Below are 17,626 nucleotides of genomic sequence, written 5' to 3'. Positions count from 1 at the left end.
GAGCAGGTGGCATCACAGTACACCACCTGCGCAAACTCATGATAGGAGCAATGACATGAGCAAACTCAACGGAAGGACCGCAATTGTCACAGGCGCAAGCTCTGGCGTCGGACGCGGTCTTGCGAAAGTTCTCGCTGAAAACGGAGCAAATGTGTGCGTTTGTGCGCGACGTCTAGAAAAACTCGAAGAGCTCAAAGCTGAGCTGGAAGCCGTTGGCGCTAAAGTTCTTCCTGTCGCTTGCGACGTAATGGAGCCCGATCAAATCAAAAATGTGGTCAACGAATGCGTGAACACCTTTGGTGGTGTAGACATTCTAATTAACTGCGCACAAGGTTCAATGAACTACTGCGAGATTGAAAACATTGATATTGATTATGCTATGACTGCCTACAAAAGCGGCGCATTGGCAACCTTGCTCTTTATGAAAGAGTGCTTCCCCTACCTCAAAGAGAGCGGCCATGGACGCATCATCAATACAGCCTCGGCTGCTGGCTACGATGGCAACGAAGGCTTTGGTGCTTACGGCATGGCGAAAGAGGCTATCCGCGCTATCACCCGTACTGGTGCGCGCGAATGGGGCAAATACGGCATTACTGTTAATGTCTTCTTGCCAATTATTGCAACCGACTTCTTCCGCCAGACGCAACCCGAAGCTCTTAAGAGTCTTGAGGCTAAAAGCCCACTTCATCGCGTCGGTACGACCGAAGAAGATTGCGCGCCTTTGATCACTTTCCTGGTAAGCGACGAAGGTAGTTACTTTACGGGTCAATCTTTCATGGTTGACGGCGGCATCCACATGCACACCTAAGCCGCGCGTGCACCTAAGCCACACGCGCATTAAAGCGCCACGGTAGTGTCAAAGCGATGCTGCCGTGGCGCCCCCACCGTCAGCTCGGGCACCCCTCGTTTCGCAAAAGCAAGGCGAAGGTTGTCCCGTAGCGGGTACACCCTCATGATGTCTCTTTTTATACCATCAATTTCATCAGTATTCACTTGATGAGAAGGAGACACATGAAAAAACTGATTGGAACCCTCTTAGCCACAACCTGTCTAACCTGTTCGCTTTTTGGATGCGCTTCGCAAGATAACGAAGCACAAACAACAACAGGAGAAGAGACCACTCCCACTGAAGAAACCACCGAGACAGAACCGGTTTATGTGGATGAATCAGAAATACCCCTCGTATTCAGTAACCCCGAAGCTTACATAGACCAGCATGTTGTACTTGAGGGCAAAGTGTTCAATTACGTTGGACAAGACGACGGCATTGACATTTACCAGGCTTATTACAGCTTCGACCGTACCGATAACGTGTTCATGCTTGCTGTCGAAGCAGGAACCGAGATTGAAACCGACGATTACATTGTTGCCGATGGCATCATCTTAGGCACATATGAAGGAACCAACGCGTTTGGCTCAACCATCAGCAACCTTGCCATAGTTGCCACCGATATAGAAGTCCTCTCATATATGGATGCCGTAGTGCCAACCGTGTCCGAAATCATTCCTGAAGGTGCCTCTCTTGACCAAAATGGCGTCACAATTTCGGTCGACAAGATTGAGTTTGCCGAGAAGGAAACCCGCGTTTATATTACCGAGCAAAACAATTCCGGTGAAACGTTTAATCTCTATTCGTTCAATGCTGTAATACTGCAAGACGGGCAACAAATTGAACCAGACAGTTCATCTATGTCTCGCTATAACGGAGATTATCCTGAGGTATCCTCAGATCTCCGAAGCGGCGCAACATCCTCTGGTGTAATCATATTTCCTGCCATGGACAGTTCAATCGATTTCACCTTCGAGATTGAAGGCCACAGCGATGATTTCCACATGGACTTTGAACCTTACCGATTTGATATCGCCGGAGCCGTTGAGTAATCACCAGTATTTCGCTACCCGAATCTCGCAGCATCACGCAGAATACGCAAAGATGGGAACACACCTCTAACTTACCCGATAGTGGGGAGAAGATTAAACGCAAATATAGTTATCACTCGATGACCGTATGAATCAAGCTCCCCACTATTGTCTCAAGCTTTTGAATCTCCAGCGAAGAGACAACAGCTATCATTAAACAACCTAAAATTGCATTTATGGAGGTACGCGAAAAATGAACACAGCTGCAGCTAACGATGCCAACAAGCGCAAGGGAGTAATCTATGGTGCAGCAATAGGCGATGCACTAGGTGTCCCCTACGAATTCTTGGAGCGAGACACTTTCAAATGCGCAAATATGATCGGAAATGGATCACACCATAAACCAGCTGGGACGTTTTCTGATGACACATCAATGCTGCTTGCAACGCTTGCCAGTGTCGAAGAGCATCGAGCCATTTGCCCAGATGACATGCGAGAGCGTTTCTGCGATTGGTACTACAACGGAGCTTATACCGCTGATGGAGTAGTCTTTGGCGTTGGTAGAACAACAGCAGTTTCGCTCAAGCAAGGACACGGTCTTAACAGCGAACGCTCAAACGGCAACGGATCGCTCATGCGCATTGCACCACTTGCCTTTATTCAGGCGTCAGATGAGGAGATTTGCGCCGCATCCGCTGTTACCCACGCGCATTGGATCTCCACGGAATCATGCGTCATCTTCGTCAGAATTCTCCGTGAAGTTATGAATGGCGAATCACTTGAAGACGCCATCAAAGCCAACTCCACTCACGATGAGCCATTTGAATTCCTCGAGACTCTCGCAAGCACCCCGCGCAAAGAGATAGGATCCTCGGGCTTTGTCTTAGATACATTGCAAGCATCTCTTTGGTGTGCGCTTCATACGAATACCTTCAAAGACTGCGTACTAGAAGCTGTAAACCTCGGCGAAGACACTGACACCACCGCCTGCGTTGCCGGCGCACTAGCTGGAGCAATGTATGGATTCGACGCTATACCAAAAGAATGGGTTGACGCGCTGCGAGGCAAGCTCGTTATTGAGAGCTACCTTTTCTAAAGCCCTCTAAGTCCTCCCGAGCATCTCAAGGCCTACAGCACTCGCAGCAGCAGTCTCTCTCTGATCCACAGACTGCATACTGCCTCTCTTCGACCCAGGTCGCAAACGTTCTCCTTGTTCTTTCCAGCAAGCCTTCAGCAAGCCGCTTCTTTCCGCGAATTATTATACATTTCGGGCACTTCCTGCCATCCGCTCTGACCTGCGATTATGCTGTATTTCCCCAGGTCATATGGGGTGCAGGGTCGTGACGGGTTGTGCCCGAAATGTATAAAAAGACAGGCAAAGCCGTGGGCTGGGCGTCCCGGCACGCGGGCTGAGCGTCCTGATGCGTGAGCTGGGCGTCCTGACGCGTGGGCTGAGCGTCCTGATGCACGAGCTGAGCGTACTGACGCATGGGCGGCGTGAGGTCAACAGTGCGGGCTGGGCGTCCCGACGCGCGCCGCAGAAACAGCTCCGCCCGAAAAACGGTTCCCGTCGAATTCTCGACTCCTTGTCTTGACATCCACAACTATGCAATATATATTTGTCATGTAAGATATATTTTACATGACAAACGATCATCCTATTGACCAATACGAGTACGGAGACCACAAACGTGAGCACGTCAGACCACGATGCATCAAGAAACGAGCGCCTGCGTTACGCGCGTATAAACGCAGGACTATCACAGCAGCAACTCGCCGATGCGGTAGATGCAACACGCCAAACCATTGGCCTCATTGAAGCGGGTCGATACAACCCAAGCCTCAAGCTTTGTACCGCAATCTGCAAAACACTAGGAAAAACCCTCAATGACCTTTTTTGGGAATAGGAGTCATCATGTACCTCATAAATAAATGGAACGAAATTATGGGTCCAAAGGACGAATATCTTGAGGCTCAGGAATGCAAAGCCACCAAACAAGCAGCATATATTCTGTTGACCGGGTCTATCATCACCTTGTACTACGTAATCATGCTCAACCAAGTTGCCTCAACCACCGAAAACCCCATTACAACACCCCTCGGTGCCAGCCTGATCCCTGTAGAGTACCCGCTCATTGCAACCATACTCATTGCTGGAGTTGCATCATTATCAACTCAAATCAAGGCCGGTTCGTTTTCCAGCTACAAGCGTTTTGCTGAAGTAGATCGCATCCCGTGGAACTTTGTCACCGCAGTAGCGCTCCTTTGCGGCATTATCCTTGCTGTCCTCACCTCTGGAATGAGAATCGTTGCCGAGATTCAAATTGTTGGCTTTGATCAAGTTGCGTGGCTGGGAGACTTTGCTATAGGTATTGTCTTCTTTGTTATTGCCTTTGGGCTTGGTTTTGCTTTTACTGCCTGTGCAATTCACAGTGCTATCATACGTCGCCGCCAAAGCGAGATTGAACTAGACAATCTTTTATAGCGCACCGTCAATCTCAAACCACAAACCTCAACTTCGTCATAACACCTGATCACAAGCGATGTAAAACATCTTTGGCATGGGATATTTGTACAATTTGATCTTTTTGGTCATGTTTTACTGCTACGCTTTTTCTGCACTTCTTAAAAAGGATCCTCAGCAATTACGAAGTGAAGAAATCAGCAGAGAACAAAACGAAGGAGACACTTGTGATTACTGAACATGCTCTTATTATTCTTCTCTTATTGCTTGCCGTAGCCATTGTGGCTATATCCTTTGGATTGACTATAATTTCAAGCAGAATTGATAAAGAGCTTAAGCAAATTCACCGAGAACTGCGCGAAAACCGCATGCAGTAAATCATCGCACCTCAAAATAGCTCGCATTAAGAACGGAGAGAAGTTCAATGGAGTTAGCTCAGCAAATTCGTACGCTTCGCCTCAAACAAGGGCTTTCACAAGACGAATTAGCCGCAGCTATCTATGTAACGCGACAGACGGTCTCCAACTGGGAAAACGATAAAACATATCCCGATCTAGAGAGCCTCATTCTTCTAAGCGAGCACTTTGACATCTCAATAGATGAGCTACTTCGCGGTGATGTTGCCCTTATGAAAAAGATTGCCCAAGATGACGCAAAAAACATCCGACAATTCTGCCAAGCTTCGTTGGTCATGGTTGCGCTAGCGGCAATCTTTTTCATAGCGCTTACGTATGCATGGACAGACCCATTCCCTCACGGCGGTCTCACCAAAGGCATTGTGGCGGGCTTGTTTGTCTTTGCGCCTCTCTATGGTCTGGGATTGTATTTTGCTCTTAAGGTTGAACGAATTAAACACCGCCACAACCTGGTGACCTACCAAGAAATAGTGGCTTTTGTCGACAAAGCTCAAGAGCCAGATGCGTGCGAAGACCATCTTTTTACGCGCAAGTATCCCATAGTTTCAATGATAGTAAAGCTAGCGCTTGCCGCATGCGCAGGCGCAGTTGGCGGACTGCTCCTATATAAGCTCTTGTAGCTAGCAAATTCTAACTCACGCGGTCTCTCTCAAGGCATTGCTGCAAAGACTACCCCAGCGCTAGAGGGTTATAGAGCAAAAAGCGTGTCCTGTTACCCTCGCGCTATTCATGAGGCGCATCTAATGAAAAAATATCAAATAGCTCACTTCTATTGTGCACGCCAAGTTTCTTGTACACATGACGAATATGTGACTTCGCCGTGCCATTTGCTATAACGAGCTTTCGAGCGATCATGCTTGCTGAGTTACCCTCAAGCAGCAACATCAGCACCTCTTTTTCGCGCTCGCCAATATTGTGGTCAGCAACTACTTCGTCAAGCTTTGCCTGATACGAAACAGCCTTATCGTGAGCGGCAGTTTCTTCGTCTTCAAGCGCAAATAATTGCTGAGCTCTTTGCCGCGTGACTCCCTTGCGAATCAAGATAATCATAGCCGCAAATGAAGCAATCACTGAAAGCAAAATGAGAATGTCTGACGAATAACTTCCTGCTCCTAAAGTGCAAATAGCCATAACAATTCGACCAATCACGCACCCGCTTCCAAATGCAGCCATGAGAAGCAAGAATTCGCGAATACGTTTGCGACGATTCCCTATGCCACTTGAGCACAAAAGCACCACGGCAAAGGTTAGGAACAAAAACATGCCAAGTGCTGCAATATCAAATGAAAGCGCAGGGTCAAAATGCAACGTTGATGCCGCTATTGTGGCCGTCACAATAGCAGGTACTGCCACACTGGTTAACGGAAGCCCAACCGGATCAACGAACAACAACAGCACGCAAACAAAAAGCATTGGCGCAAAGAAAGCCCCCGTTGTAAAGGCAGCGCTTTCTCCACCGAGTCCTGCAAACGAAACAGCTATGACAAATGCCAAACTGAACAAAAATGTTGCGACCACAGAATATGAGTATTCAAATTTCGTTTGCGAAGTTGACTCAGCCGGTGATTCAAGCTGAATCTCTTTGAGTTTATACGACAGAATTGCTGTGGCTGTGATTACCAAAATACCCATGCAAACACAGATCTTTAAACCTGCAAGCCCCGAAAATAGCCAGATCACAAACGAGGCAAAAATAGCTGAGAACATAATGTTCCACATAACACGCGTTGGCTTTGATCCCAAAAAGAGTCGTACCCACGAGACCAGTGCAACAGGCAAATACACTCCAAAGAGAAAACCAAAAAACCAGTGAAGCGGGTCAACTATTTCAATGCCTAATTCAAAGAGAACATAGTATAAAACGAGGGTACATTGCACGAGTATTGCGCTAACCCACAGCACTTTAGAGTCAAGCACTAATCTATTTGTCTTTTTGAAATATACAATTAATGCAAGACTGCAAATTAATTGCCCCACATAACTTGCATCAGTATAAGAAACAACAAATACCGATGTATGCCAGAGCGCTGGCCAAAAATACACTTGCCCAATAAAGGCCAGGTTACAAGCCAATCCCACCAGGAGACTCACTGAGCCTTTCGCGGTAAATTGCTGAACAAACCGTACTTTTAGTGTCTGCAAGATTGCCGGGATAGCTCATTCACTCCCCCTCTTTTGTGTCACTAATGAAACCATAAAAACCAAAATAAGGATAGTAAATATTTTCTTAGCTCCCCTAGGTTAGTGCTGGGTTAGTGACTAGTTTATTAAATTCCACACCTTGTTACCCCCATGTTACCTCTCACACTAACCGTTTCGACCTTGATAGGATGTGTGCCATTGAAGGAGGGAACCTTAGACGAATGAATGTGTCCTTCAATTTGTTCCTCAAAGAAAAGGAGTGGAAATGAGTAAAGTTTCTCGCCGCCAGTTCTTAACTGGTACTGCAGGTGTTGCAGCTTTGGCAGGCCTTGGTGCTTTAGCAGGTTGCGCACCCCAGCAAAATGGCGCAGGTCTGGCAGACACTGGTAGCAACACCGAAGGCTTCACGTTTGCCGACACTATCGCTTGGGATGGCGAATATGACGTAATCGTAATTGGCTTTGGTGCTGCTGGTGCTGTTTCAGCTTGCTATGCAGCAGACGCAGGCGCAAAAGTTCTGCTCGTTGACAAAGCCCCGAACGGCATGGAGGGTGGCAACTCTCGCTTCTGCGGCCAGATCATCCTGTGGTCTGACAACAAAGACTCTATGCTTGCATACAATAAAGCAATGGCTGGCGACTTCGCCGTTGATGAAGAGCTCTACGACGTATACGCAGAAGGCTTGACCCAGACGCGCGACTTGCTTCGCGACTTCTTCGGCGTACCCGAGGAGAACTTCCTTGACTGGAAATACGACTCATCTGCACAGCCCCTCATTGGCATGTTTGCACCTGAGTATCCGGAACTTGAGGGCGGCGACGACCTCCATGTTCTGACCGTAAGCGACAACGTTTGCAACTCACAGCTGTGGAAGGTTTACCGCAACAAAGTTCTCAGCATGTCTGACAACATTGACGTGTGGTACAACGCTCCTGGCATCAGCTTGCATCAGGATCCGATCAGCAAGGCTGTTATCGGTGCTGTTATCGAGCGCGACGGCAAGAACGTTAACGTTCGCGCACACAATGGTGTTGTTCTGGCCTGCGGTGGTTTTGAGAACAACAAGCAGATGGTTGAAGACTACCTGGGTCTTACCAAGAGCGCTCCTGCTGGCACCACCTTCAACACTGGTGACGGTATCAAGATGGGCATGGGCGTTGGTGCTGACATGTGGCACATGGAGGCATTTGAGGGCAACTGCTTCGCACTCGGTGGAATTTCATTCAACGTTGAAGAGGGCGAGCATGCAAAGACCTTCAACGACCTTCGCAACCTCTCTGGCAGCATCGTTGTAGTAGGCAACAACGGCGAGCGTTACCTCCGCGAGGATGTTTACAACCGCCATGGTCACGTACCGAGCAATGGTGACTGGATTAGCCCGAAGCGTCCGCGCAATACCTACATGGTGTTCGACCAGGCTCAAAGCGATCTTATCCTGAACGAGTATCATGGTATTCCGGAAGATTTCCAGGATCAGATCGTTTCAGCTAACACCTTGGCTGAGCTTGAAGTTGCTCTTGGCATTGACGAAGGCAAACTGCAGCAGACCATCACCGACTTCAACCGCATGGCTGAAGAAGGCTACGATCCGGCATTCTATCGTGACGCAGCTACCATGAAGGCATTCTCAGCAGAAGGTCCTTACTATGCAATCGAAATGATCCAGGCCTTCTTGAACACCCAGGGTGGTCCTCGCCGCAACGCTGCAGCTGAGGTTATTGGCACCGACGGTGAGCCGATTGGTCATCTCTACAGCGCTGGTGAGCTGGGTGGCATGACCCCTTACCAATACAACGGTGGCGGTAACATGGCTGAGTGCTTGATCTTCGGTCGTCTGGCTGGCATCAACGCTGCAGCTGAGAAAGAGGCTCTGCCTCCGCTGCCTATGGGCATCGAGTCTGACGTTAAGTACACCTCAGGCAGCGGCGACGTTGATCCTGATCCTTCAACCACCCCGGTTGGCGAAGGTGAGTACCTCGGCATCTCAACCTTGTGCATGGGCAACGCCTTGGCTCTCAAGGTCAAGATGGACGGCGACAAGATTGCTGACATCGAAGTTGTACAGCAGCAAGAAACCGCTGGTGTTGGCAGCCGCGCAATCGACGCACTCCCGAGCGCGATCATCGAGGCTCAGTCAACCGACGTTGATGTAGTTGCTGGTGCTACGGTAACCAGTAATGCAATCAAGGATGCTGTTGAGCAGGCTCTCGCACAGGCAAAATAACCTGTCACACTAACTTAACACCTCTCAATACTATTCTCTCCTTTTGAAACAGTCGCTGCACTTCGGTGCGGCGGCTGTTTCTTTACATCCAGCCGCGCACCTCTCCAACCTAAAGCACGCATCCAGCCGCGCACCTCTCCAACCTAAAGCACATCAGCTCTTGGCTCTCGCCATCGTGCGCCAATTTCGCAAGCGCGCTACAATCGCTCATGCTGTGCTGCGTAAAATTTCAGCGCAAGATAAAATAACTTTGCGTAATGTCTTGCTCATAACGCGACGTCACATAGTTAAATGAACCCAGAAAGGAGGTGCAACTATGGCTCAATACTCAACGGGTGAGCTTGCAAAGCTTACGGGCGTAACAGTACGCACAGTTCAGTATTATGACGAAAAGGGTCTCTTGAAGCCAAGCGATTTAACTGATGGAGGGCGGCGCCTCTACTCTGAGACGGACCTCACAACACTTCGAGCAATCTTGCTCCTTAAAGACCTTGGCTTTTCGCTCAAAGATATTCACGTTTGTCTATCCGCCAATGGGTTCTCGCCAATTCTGGCATTACTCATGGATCAACAAGAATCAGAACTCAAATCGCGCATTAAAGAAGACGCCGACAAAATTGAGCGCATCAAAGAGCTACGAGAGCAACTAAAGCATATGAACTCCATCAATACGGATTCTCTTGGAGCCATAGCCACCATTATGGGTAACAGAAAAAAGCTTCGTCGCATGCATTTCGCAATGATCGGCATCGGTCTTGTAATGGACGCCGCGTGGATCGGGGCTCTCATCTACGCAATCATCTCTGGCATCTGGTGGCCGTTTGTACTCGGTTTGCTTTTCGCCATTATTCTGGGTATCGGGATCAGCGTTTACTACTTCTCGCATGTTGCTTATGTCTGCCCAGAAGACGGCACCATTTTTCGCCCCTCAATTGCGAAGATGTTCTTCTCCAAGCACACCCCATCCACAAGAACACTCATCTGCCCAACCTGCCATCAAAAGGAAGTCTGCCTTGAGATTTATGCACCAGACGCCCCTTCATGCAAAGACGGCAAAGACACCATCTGGAATCAGTGCAAAGACAGCAACTAGATCACGTATCAACGCCCAGTTTGCCAACAATAAAGGGCTTGACCTTCACGCTGCGTAAAGGTTTAGACTCTTCAATGTAATTTGAAAGCACGCACAAAGTAAGGCGAAATAACTGTGCAAGACAACTCAAACAAGCATCACCCCCACACTGACGCAACTTACAGCATTAAGGAGCTGTCAGCGATGGCCGGTATTAGCGCACGAACACTTCGCTATTATGACGAAATTGGACTTCTTAAACCGCAGCGCGCACTTAATGGGTATCGCTCATACGACGCCGACGATGTTCGCGTGCTGCAGTACATCCTCTTGTTGCGCGCATGCCAAGTTCCGCTCAGCCAGATTGCTGCCGCACTGCAAGATCCTCAATTCGAGCTTACGAGCATGCTTTCAAACCACTTGGATGATCTACACAAACAAAGATCACATCTCGAAGAAACGATTGCCGTTGTGCAACGCGCATTGGCAGGATTGGAGGCGTTTGAAGCCATGAATGATCAGGAGCGTTTTGAGGAGTTAAAACAACACTCAGTTGCAGAATTTGAGAACGAATACGGTCGCGAAAGCCGTCAGCTTTATGGTGACGAAGCCATAGACGCTGCAAACGAGCGCATACTTACCATGTCAAAAGCTGCCTGGGATGCCAAAGAGGAACTCGAGCAGCGCATCAAAGACAACCTCACACTCGCAATGGACGAGAAAAACGTGCATTCAGAGCTTGCTCGATTGCTGGCTGAGCAACATGCACAGTGGATTCGCGTGCATTGGGGCGAAAATGCCTACACGCCCGATGCGCATGTAGCGCTCGCTGAAGGATACCTGCAAGACCCGCGTTTTGTTGCCTACTACGATAAAGCTTGTGGCGAAGGAGCCACCGAGCTGCTCTGCGCCATCATCAAGGCAAACGTTCACTAACCCACAACAGAGTCCAGATCTCCTCGTGATAAAACTTGCAATAAATAACCAAACTTTGGCAGGAAAAGTGCGCGATTAAGTGGATTGGGCCTCAAAATGGCAGGAAATGTGGCCGATTAGGTGGGGCCTCCTTCAAAAACCGCCTAATCGGCCACATTTCCTGCCAAAGTTCGTCAAAAACCGCTGATTTTTATTTCGTGTCTGAAATAATATCGTCGTACTTTTGAACTTGCCACGCTATAGCGCCGCTCGCTCATTACTCATCCCTAGATTCCAACGTCACTACACGCGCATCCAAGCGCTGCGCATCCTCAGCATGATGAGTCGTCAGCAAGAGCGGTCTGCCGTTTTGATGCGACAGAATAAACGCGCACGCACTCTTGTTTGTCTTGACATCCAAACCAGTCAGCGGCTCATCCATTACAAGCGCCTGACCAGGACTATAAAGAGCGCGCGCAATCTGCACAAGCCTGCGAGTACCACCTGAAAGCTCACTGACAGCCCGATCAAGCGTACCTGCCGGAAGCAAAGCCCTCATCTCCTGCTCAAGCTGATCAACTGATACTTCCGATCCACACACCAGCTGCACGTTTTCAAGCGGAGTGAGCACCTCCACCAAAGCATCTGTTTGCGCCACAACACCCAATAAGGCAGGGGTACACACCGTGCCTTTTTGCGAACGATTCTCTCCCATAGCAAGCGAAATCAGCGTCGTCTTTCCCGCCCCCGTAGGCGCCATAAGACATACGCGCTCACCAGGAGGAACCGCAAGCGAAACTCCCTCCAAAACCATCGCATCTCGGTAAGCAAACGCAACATCTTCAAAAACAAGCGCATCGGGCGAAACACGAGGAGGTGTCCTGCGACACGACATCTTCACCGCAAGCCGCGGGCTATTTGCCGTGAGCCCCAGCAACGCAAGGAGCACCTTTTCGCACACCCAACCAAGCGTCATGACCACAACAGTCCACATGAGCAGCGAAGGCATATCCAATGTCAGCTTCGACGCATAAATAGCCGCTCCAACCGAACCAAGCGGTACGCACAAAAGCTCAGCAGTAATGCCTGCTTTCCAAGAAAGCCCCACCGCCGTTTTAGTGGCAGCTAGCAAAAAGGGCAGCATTGTTGGCCAGGTGCAACTCAAAAAAATGCGAACGCGCCCCACACCAGCACAAGATAGCACCTGCTCGCAAGTGCGCGATTGCCCTGCACGCGCGTTACTCCCCTCAAGAACCGCCACATACATGGGCGGCAGAGTTACAAACGCCACAATAGCAACAAGCGCACCCGCAGACCCTGACATTACCAGCACAATAACAACCACGCATCCCACAGGCGCACTTTTCATGACTTGCAAAACAGGTGCTAACAACACCTGCACAAAACGCCAATTTGCCGCAGCAACGCCAAGGAGTGCCCCCAAAAGCGCACTTGCAAGCCCCGTGAGCACAATGCGCATTGTCGTCTGCCCAACGGATCTCCAGAAGCCATCACCTACAAGCGCCTGAGCTAGTGTTTGCAGTGTCTCAAGCGGGCTTGCAAGCAAAAGCGGATTGCCTATCCCCCCTGCTACAAGTGCCCAAACTGCAATCCAAAATAACACGGCGAACACATGCCCGATCTTCGGATTGCTCTCCGTTTTAAAATCGGTTTTGTTCGCCGTATGCTTCATAATGATTGATTGTATATCGAGCGCTCTGAGCTACTGAGCTATAAAGTAGAAATCTTCATCGGGCAGCGCACCAATTGATTCAGGGTTTTGCGCGTAGAGATTCTCAAGGTAACCCGACAAAGCTTCGCGCATCGGTTCACCCACGAGACAAACCACATTACACTGAGGTATAGCCTTTTGCGCCAAGGCTTCGTTGTCGATAATTCCCAGCTCAGCAACGACGGGCGCAATGGCAGCCGGATCGGCATTTGCAGCCGCAGCAGACTCGCCATGACGCTCCAAAAACAGCGCGATTGCATCTGGGTGCTCTTCTAATGTGGATGCTTTTGCTACGGTGACACCTGTAACAATATCGCCAAGCTCTCCGTCAGTGAGCTCAACCCATGCTTTGTTCAGATCAAGCACTGTATGCACATCTGGGTTTTGCACTGAAATGGCAGTAGCATAGGGTTGAGGCAAGATGCCTACCGCAGTGGCATTTTGTGACACTTGCGCAGCAACTTCAGCAGGCTCAGAGCAAAACTCTACCGTCACCTCGTCAGTGCTCATGCCTGCCGCCCCAAGCAAAGCAACAAACGTATACTCAGGAACTGCACCTTTGCCAGTCATATAGACAGTTCGTCCGCGTAAATCTTCAATCGAAGAAACCGACTCATCAAGCGAAACGCCATAGAGTACCCCAAGCGTGTTCACGTCAATAACGCGAATTGCCCCTTCGGTTTTTTGGTAGAGCAACGCCGCCACGTTGGCTGGCACAAGCGCAATATCAAGCTCGTCTTGAAGCAGCAGTGGCGTGAGCTCGTCAGCAGCCGCAACAACGGTAAAATCCCCTTGCTCTTTTTGCATCATGGAAGCAAGACCAATGGAAGTTGGGCCTTTCATAGAACCAATTCGCAACGAATCCGCCTCTGCCGCAACAGCTTTCTCATCAACGACGGTAGCTTCCTCATCACTATCAGTTGCATCAGTATCTGCAGCAACACGTGCATCCGTGCTGGTCTCTTCAGGTTTTACCTCTTCAGATCCATCTATGCTTGCCGCACAGCCACACATTACCAAAACCACCGCAAGCAAAATTGCCGCGCAAGCTCTGCTGAACTTTTTCATACTACTTCTCCCTCTAAAAGAGGCGCCCATTAAAGGGCGCCCACATCATTTTCTTGCTTGTCACCTCATTAGTTGCTTAATCAGCAACGTGTGTGGTGTGCAGCAAATGGTGAGCCAATTCTGAACACGGTTCGCCAAAGTATTCTTCATAAAGCATCTGCACCTGCGGATTCTCGTGAGAATAGCGAAGCGGTAGTTTGGTTTTATCCAGCTTGCGTAGCGTCTGCCCGCGCTCAAGACCGCGCTCGGCCTCTGACCCGTCAATAGGCTGACCGCCGCCACCTGCACATCCGCTTGGGCATGCCATAATCTCAACGAAGTCATACTCAACAACGCCGTTGCGAATTGCATCAAGCAGCGAATCTGCATTTGACAACCCATGAGCAACAGCGCAACGCACAGCCGCATCACCTAACGCAAAAGTTGCTTCAACCCAACAACCGTGAGGTGATTGCACAAACTCAAAACCATCAGGAGGCGGCAGCTGGCCGGTTGCTACAAAGTAAGCCGTACGCAAGGCAGCCTCCATTACGCCACCCGTTGTACCAAAAATAACACCTGCACCCGTATATTCGCCTAATGGATTATCCAGCGGCGCTGGCTCTAAACTTGCAACATCAATATTTGCGGAACGCACCCAGCGAATAAGTTCACGCGTCGTCAGCGAGCCATCCATATCAGGGATGCCCGGATTTGCCTCCATAGGCAACTTGACCTCGTGTTTCTTTGCCGTACATGGCATGAGCGCCACCGAGTAGATCTTCGCAGGATCAAGATTATGTTTCTGAGCGAACCACGTCTTGATAACCGCACCAAGCATCATCATGGGGCTTTTTGCCGTGGATAGGTGCCCCAAAACATCAGGGTAGCAATCCTTCACGCGACGCACCCACGCTGGGCAGCAACTCGTAAACATTGGCCACGTGATACCGCGCTCATCAGGAGCGGTTCCTCCTAAGCCATGAAGCAGCTCGGTGCCTTCTTCCATAATTGTCAAGTCAGCTGCAAGCGAGGTGTCAAAGACATAATCAACGCCCATTTGCTTAAGCGCTGCAACCATAACCTCAACGTCAAGCTTGCCATCTTCGGCACCCAGTCCAACGCCCCATGAGGTACGCGTTGCCGGGGCAATCTGAACAACCGTGGTAATCTCAGGATCTGCTATAGCCGCTTTCAGCGCCTCAACGTCATCGCGCTCAGTAAGTGCCCCGGTTGGACAGTGAGTGATGCACTGACCGCATCCCACGCAGCCTGCGTCACGCATAGAGAGCCCATCAGCAACTCCCACATTTGAGAAAGCGCCTGAACCTACAAAGCTCCAAACGCCAATGTTTTCCAGCTTGTCGCAAGCGGCAATACACCGACCACACTTTACGCACTTGTTCGTGTCACGCTGCACAATGATCTCGCCCGGCCACTTTGCACGCCGACCCTTCACCAACTGCTTTGCGTACGGATTTGCGGTTACTTCAACCACGTTGCCCCAGTCATCCCAAGCAGCAATTCCGTACTCCAGAAGCAGTTTCTGGAGCTTACAAGTACCACTTCTTTGGCAATACGCGCAATTAAGATCGTGCTGCGAAAGCAACAACCTCAATGCAGTTTCGCGCGCCTCCGTGATGGCGTCAGACGAGGTAATAACTTCCATGCCTTCACGCACAATGGTGTTACACGCAGCCGCCAAACGCTCTTCGCCAACAACCTCAACCACACACATGCGACACGCACCCACATCGTTAAGATCAGCGAAGTAGCACAGGGTTGGTATCTCAACACCCGTCAGTGCAGCTGCTTCCAAAATGGTACTCTCATCAGCAACTTCAACAGCGTTGCCGTCAATTATCACCTTTACCATGCGGATACCTCCTCGGTGCGCGTTGCAGCGAATCCGTAATGATCACAGCGTAAACAACGGCTTGATTCTTGCGCCGCCTCTTGACACGACATGCCAATCTTTGCCAAATCAAAGGTTAAAGCAGCCTCAGCAAATGCCACGTCTTTCAAATTGACGCGTCCACACGCACCAATAGCGGGACGTGCAGGAGGAATATCCACAGAGTCAAACACATCGTGAGCATAGCCGAGCGCCTCATCAATATTTGCCGCCGCAACCTTACCAGCAGCAATTGCCTTAATGACAGTCGCAGGACCACTCACCGCGTCACCACCCGCATAAAGAAGTGACGAAGCATCGGCAATGGCACCGTCCTCACGAGCAACAATGCAGCCTCTCTGCGTATCAACCACATGAGCAAAGGCCGAACTATCAATGTCTTGACCAACCGCCACAATTACCACATCACACGGAATAACCTGCGGCTCAACATCGGCTGGGAAAGGAGCGGGGCGCCCGCCTCGTCCTACCGCACCAATGATCTGCGGCTGCACAATGAGACCCGTGACATCCCCTGCATCATCAAGCTGAATTCCCACCGGAGCAAGCAGCTGCGATATTTGGCATCCTTCAGCTTGCGCCTCTTCAATCTCTTCAGCCAAAGCGGTCATGTCAGCAATGCGTCGACGATAAACACACTCAACCCATGACGCACCAAGGCGCTTGGTGGTACGCACGCAGTCCATAGCAACGTTGCCGCCACCTACCACACACACGCGCTTACCAGCCAAATCAAACGGGGTGCCGCTTCCGGCCGCACGCAAGAAATCAACTGCCGAAATAACGCCCGCAGCTTCTTCGCCTTCAAGACCAAGGCTCTTGTCAGCATGCGCGCCAATAGCAAGATAAACCGCATCAAAAGCTGATGCTATTTCGTCATAAGAAATATCTTCACCAACAGCGCAGTCAACCCGCACATCCACACCGGTACTCAAAATGAAATCAATATCCGCATCCAGGCGCGCTTGAGGAAGACGATAATCCGGAATGCCATATCGAATCATGCCACCAAGTTTTTCGCGCTGATCAAAGATGGTAACCGCATGCCCCATAAGCTGCAGGTAGTATGCCGCCGTCAGACCTGCCGGACCACCTCCAATAACCGCAACCTTTTTACCCGTTGCAGGTTTACACGCAGGAGCCGCACTCCATTCAGCATGGTCAGCAGCAAAGCGCTTCAAACCGCAAATATTAACGGCATCATCTTGGAACGTGCGTCGACACGTTGCCTCACAGGGATGCTCACACACATATCCACAGACCGTTGGCAGCGGATTGTCATTGCGAATCACGCGCAATGCATCATCAAGGCGCCCCGCACGGATGCAGGCAATGTAGCCAGGAATATCAACGTGCGCCGGACACGTCTGGGCACACGGTGCCTCAGGCTTCGCCTTACAAGAGCAGCGATCGTACTCAATATGACAGGTGAAATCCTCTGCAAACCCCTCGAGTGCATCCAGCAAAACTTTGCCAGCGGTAAATCCAATTGCACAATCAGATGCGGTATACATAGTGCGCGCTGTCACTGCAAGTGTATCCAGATCCTTTGCCTCAGCTTCTCCATGCAGCAGAGCATCCAAGATTGTCAAAGCGGCGCCTAAGCCCGTACGACATGGAGTGCACTTACCACATGAATCAGATTGAAAGAGTCGTATGAGCGATGCGGTGAAGTCAACAGGGCACTGCTCTGGCGGCAAGGAAGTGAGACGGCGAGCTGCAAACTCAGCAATCTCGTCCTGTTGCCGACGTGCAGCGTCCTTGGCTTCTACAACCAGACGGGACATAGGATTTCCTCTCAGTTTTCTCTCAATACAAACTAGATACACAACGAACGCA

Annotated in this window: 15 protein-coding genes; 10 read left to right on the top strand and 5 right to left on the bottom strand. The window is 50.2% G+C overall.

The genetic code is table 11. The features are described from left to right. Positions 1-55: 55 nt before the first annotated feature. From NFR28_RS04365 to NFR28_RS04335, 7 genes are all read left to right on the top strand, one after another. On the top strand, positions 56-808 hold the full coding sequence (locus NFR28_RS04365; RefSeq protein ID WP_251178608.1) for an SDR family NAD(P)-dependent oxidoreductase: 753 nt from the start codon (positions 56-58) through the stop codon (positions 806-808). Between the two features lie 203 nt (positions 809-1,011). Further along, complete coding sequence (locus NFR28_RS04360; protein WP_251178607.1) at positions 1,012-1,881, top strand: hypothetical protein; 870 nt, start codon at positions 1,012-1,014, stop codon at positions 1,879-1,881. Positions 1,882-2,113: 232 nt separating this feature from the next. Beyond that, the gene (locus NFR28_RS04355) at positions 2,114-2,956 is read left to right on the top strand and encodes an ADP-ribosylglycohydrolase family protein (protein WP_251178606.1); all 843 of its coding nucleotides are present in this window, start codon (positions 2,114-2,116) and stop codon (positions 2,954-2,956) included. A gap of 595 nt (positions 2,957-3,551) precedes the next feature. Next, the gene (locus NFR28_RS04350) at positions 3,552-3,767 is read left to right on the top strand and encodes a helix-turn-helix transcriptional regulator (RefSeq protein WP_251178605.1); all 216 of its coding nucleotides are present in this window, start codon (positions 3,552-3,554) and stop codon (positions 3,765-3,767) included. 8 nt (positions 3,768-3,775) lie between these two features. Then, on the top strand, positions 3,776-4,345 hold the full coding sequence (locus NFR28_RS04345; protein WP_251178604.1) for a hypothetical protein: 570 nt from the start codon (positions 3,776-3,778) through the stop codon (positions 4,343-4,345). 206 nt (positions 4,346-4,551) lie between these two features. Next, the gene (locus tag NFR28_RS04340; RefSeq protein WP_251178603.1) at positions 4,552-4,701 is read left to right on the top strand and encodes a hypothetical protein; all 150 of its coding nucleotides are present in this window, start codon (positions 4,552-4,554) and stop codon (positions 4,699-4,701) included. A gap of 47 nt (positions 4,702-4,748) precedes the next feature. Further along, a complete protein-coding gene (locus NFR28_RS04335) occupies positions 4,749-5,360 on the top strand; it encodes a helix-turn-helix domain-containing protein (protein WP_251178602.1) in 612 nt (203 codons plus the stop codon). A gap of 103 nt (positions 5,361-5,463) precedes the next feature. On the opposite strand, the gene NFR28_RS04330 is transcribed toward NFR28_RS04335, so the two are convergent. Next, positions 5,464-6,831 (bottom strand): helix-turn-helix transcriptional regulator, encoded by a 1,368-nt coding sequence (locus NFR28_RS04330; protein ID WP_251178601.1) that lies wholly within the window; start codon positions 6,829-6,831, stop codon positions 5,464-5,466. A gap of 316 nt (positions 6,832-7,147) precedes the next feature. Between NFR28_RS04330 and NFR28_RS04325 the strand changes: the two genes are divergently transcribed. From NFR28_RS04325 to NFR28_RS04315, 3 genes are all read left to right on the top strand, one after another. Then, positions 7,148-9,106: an FAD-dependent oxidoreductase gene (locus tag NFR28_RS04325; protein ID WP_251178600.1), complete on the top strand. Its 1,959-nt coding sequence runs from the start codon at positions 7,148-7,150 to the stop codon at positions 9,104-9,106. 316 nt (positions 9,107-9,422) lie between these two features. After that, positions 9,423-10,199 carry a MerR family transcriptional regulator gene (locus tag NFR28_RS04320; protein WP_251178599.1) on the top strand — a complete coding sequence of 259 codons (777 nt, stop codon included), beginning with the start codon at positions 9,423-9,425 and terminating at the stop codon, positions 10,197-10,199. Positions 10,200-10,313: 114 nt separating this feature from the next. Beyond that, entirely contained in the window at positions 10,314-11,114 is an 801-nt protein-coding gene (locus tag NFR28_RS04315; RefSeq protein ID WP_275556962.1) for a MerR family transcriptional regulator, read from the top strand. A gap of 256 nt (positions 11,115-11,370) precedes the next feature. Here NFR28_RS04315 and NFR28_RS04310 read toward each other — a convergent pair whose 3' ends face one another. From NFR28_RS04310 to NFR28_RS04295, 4 genes are all read right to left on the bottom strand, one after another. Then, positions 11,371-12,786: an ATP-binding cassette domain-containing protein gene (locus NFR28_RS04310; protein WP_251178597.1), complete on the bottom strand. Its 1,416-nt coding sequence runs from the start codon at positions 12,784-12,786 to the stop codon at positions 11,371-11,373. Between the two features lie 30 nt (positions 12,787-12,816). Next, positions 12,817-13,893 (bottom strand): ABC transporter substrate-binding protein, encoded by a 1,077-nt coding sequence (locus NFR28_RS04305; RefSeq protein WP_251178596.1) that lies wholly within the window; start codon positions 13,891-13,893, stop codon positions 12,817-12,819. A gap of 76 nt (positions 13,894-13,969) precedes the next feature. Next, positions 13,970-15,748, bottom strand: a complete 1,779-nt coding sequence (locus NFR28_RS04300) for a [FeFe] hydrogenase, group A (protein ID WP_251178595.1) — start codon at positions 15,746-15,748, stop codon at positions 13,970-13,972. Beyond that, the gene (locus tag NFR28_RS04295; RefSeq protein WP_251178594.1) at positions 15,742-17,574 is read right to left on the bottom strand and encodes an NAD(P)-binding protein; all 1,833 of its coding nucleotides are present in this window, start codon (positions 17,572-17,574) and stop codon (positions 15,742-15,744) included. The genes NFR28_RS04300 and NFR28_RS04295 overlap by 7 nt, the downstream gene beginning before the upstream one ends. Between the last annotated feature and the right edge of the window lie 52 nt (positions 17,575-17,626).

The organism is Adlercreutzia agrestimuris, from assembly GCF_943193125.1.
Classification (GTDB): domain Bacteria; phylum Actinomycetota; class Coriobacteriia; order Coriobacteriales; family Eggerthellaceae; genus Xiamenia; species Xiamenia agrestimuris.
Note: the sequence above shows the minus strand (reverse complement) of the source record. Positions and strands in the feature narration are given on the sequence as shown.

What these genes read in the sequence shown, in the direction of transcription:
- NFR28_RS04365 (WP_251178608.1), top strand. Translation starts at nt 56, where the DNA reads ATGAGCAAACTCAACGGAAGGACCGCAATTGTCACAGGCGCAAGCTCT.
- NFR28_RS04360 (WP_251178607.1), top strand. Translation starts at nt 1,012, where the DNA reads ATGAAAAAACTGATTGGAACCCTCTTAGCCACAACCTGTCTAACCTGT.
- NFR28_RS04355 (WP_251178606.1), top strand. Translation starts at nt 2,114, where the DNA reads ATGAACACAGCTGCAGCTAACGATGCCAACAAGCGCAAGGGAGTAATC.
- NFR28_RS04345 (WP_251178604.1), top strand. Translation starts at nt 3,776, where the DNA reads ATGTACCTCATAAATAAATGGAACGAAATTATGGGTCCAAAGGACGAA.
- NFR28_RS04335 (WP_251178602.1), top strand. Translation starts at nt 4,749, where the DNA reads ATGGAGTTAGCTCAGCAAATTCGTACGCTTCGCCTCAAACAAGGGCTT.
- NFR28_RS04325 (WP_251178600.1), top strand. Translation starts at nt 7,148, where the DNA reads ATGAGTAAAGTTTCTCGCCGCCAGTTCTTAACTGGTACTGCAGGTGTT.
- NFR28_RS04320 (WP_251178599.1), top strand. Translation starts at nt 9,423, where the DNA reads ATGGCTCAATACTCAACGGGTGAGCTTGCAAAGCTTACGGGCGTAACA.
- NFR28_RS04310 (WP_251178597.1), bottom strand. Translation starts at nt 12,786, where the DNA reads ATGAAGCATACGGCGAACAAAACCGATTTTAAAACGGAGAGCAATCCG.
- NFR28_RS04305 (WP_251178596.1), bottom strand. Translation starts at nt 13,893, where the DNA reads ATGAAAAAGTTCAGCAGAGCTTGCGCGGCAATTTTGCTTGCGGTGGTT.
- NFR28_RS04300 (WP_251178595.1), bottom strand. Translation starts at nt 15,748, where the DNA reads ATGGTAAAGGTGATAATTGACGGCAACGCTGTTGAAGTTGCTGATGAG.
- NFR28_RS04295 (WP_251178594.1), bottom strand. Translation starts at nt 17,574, where the DNA reads ATGTCCCGTCTGGTTGTAGAAGCCAAGGACGCTGCACGTCGGCAACAG.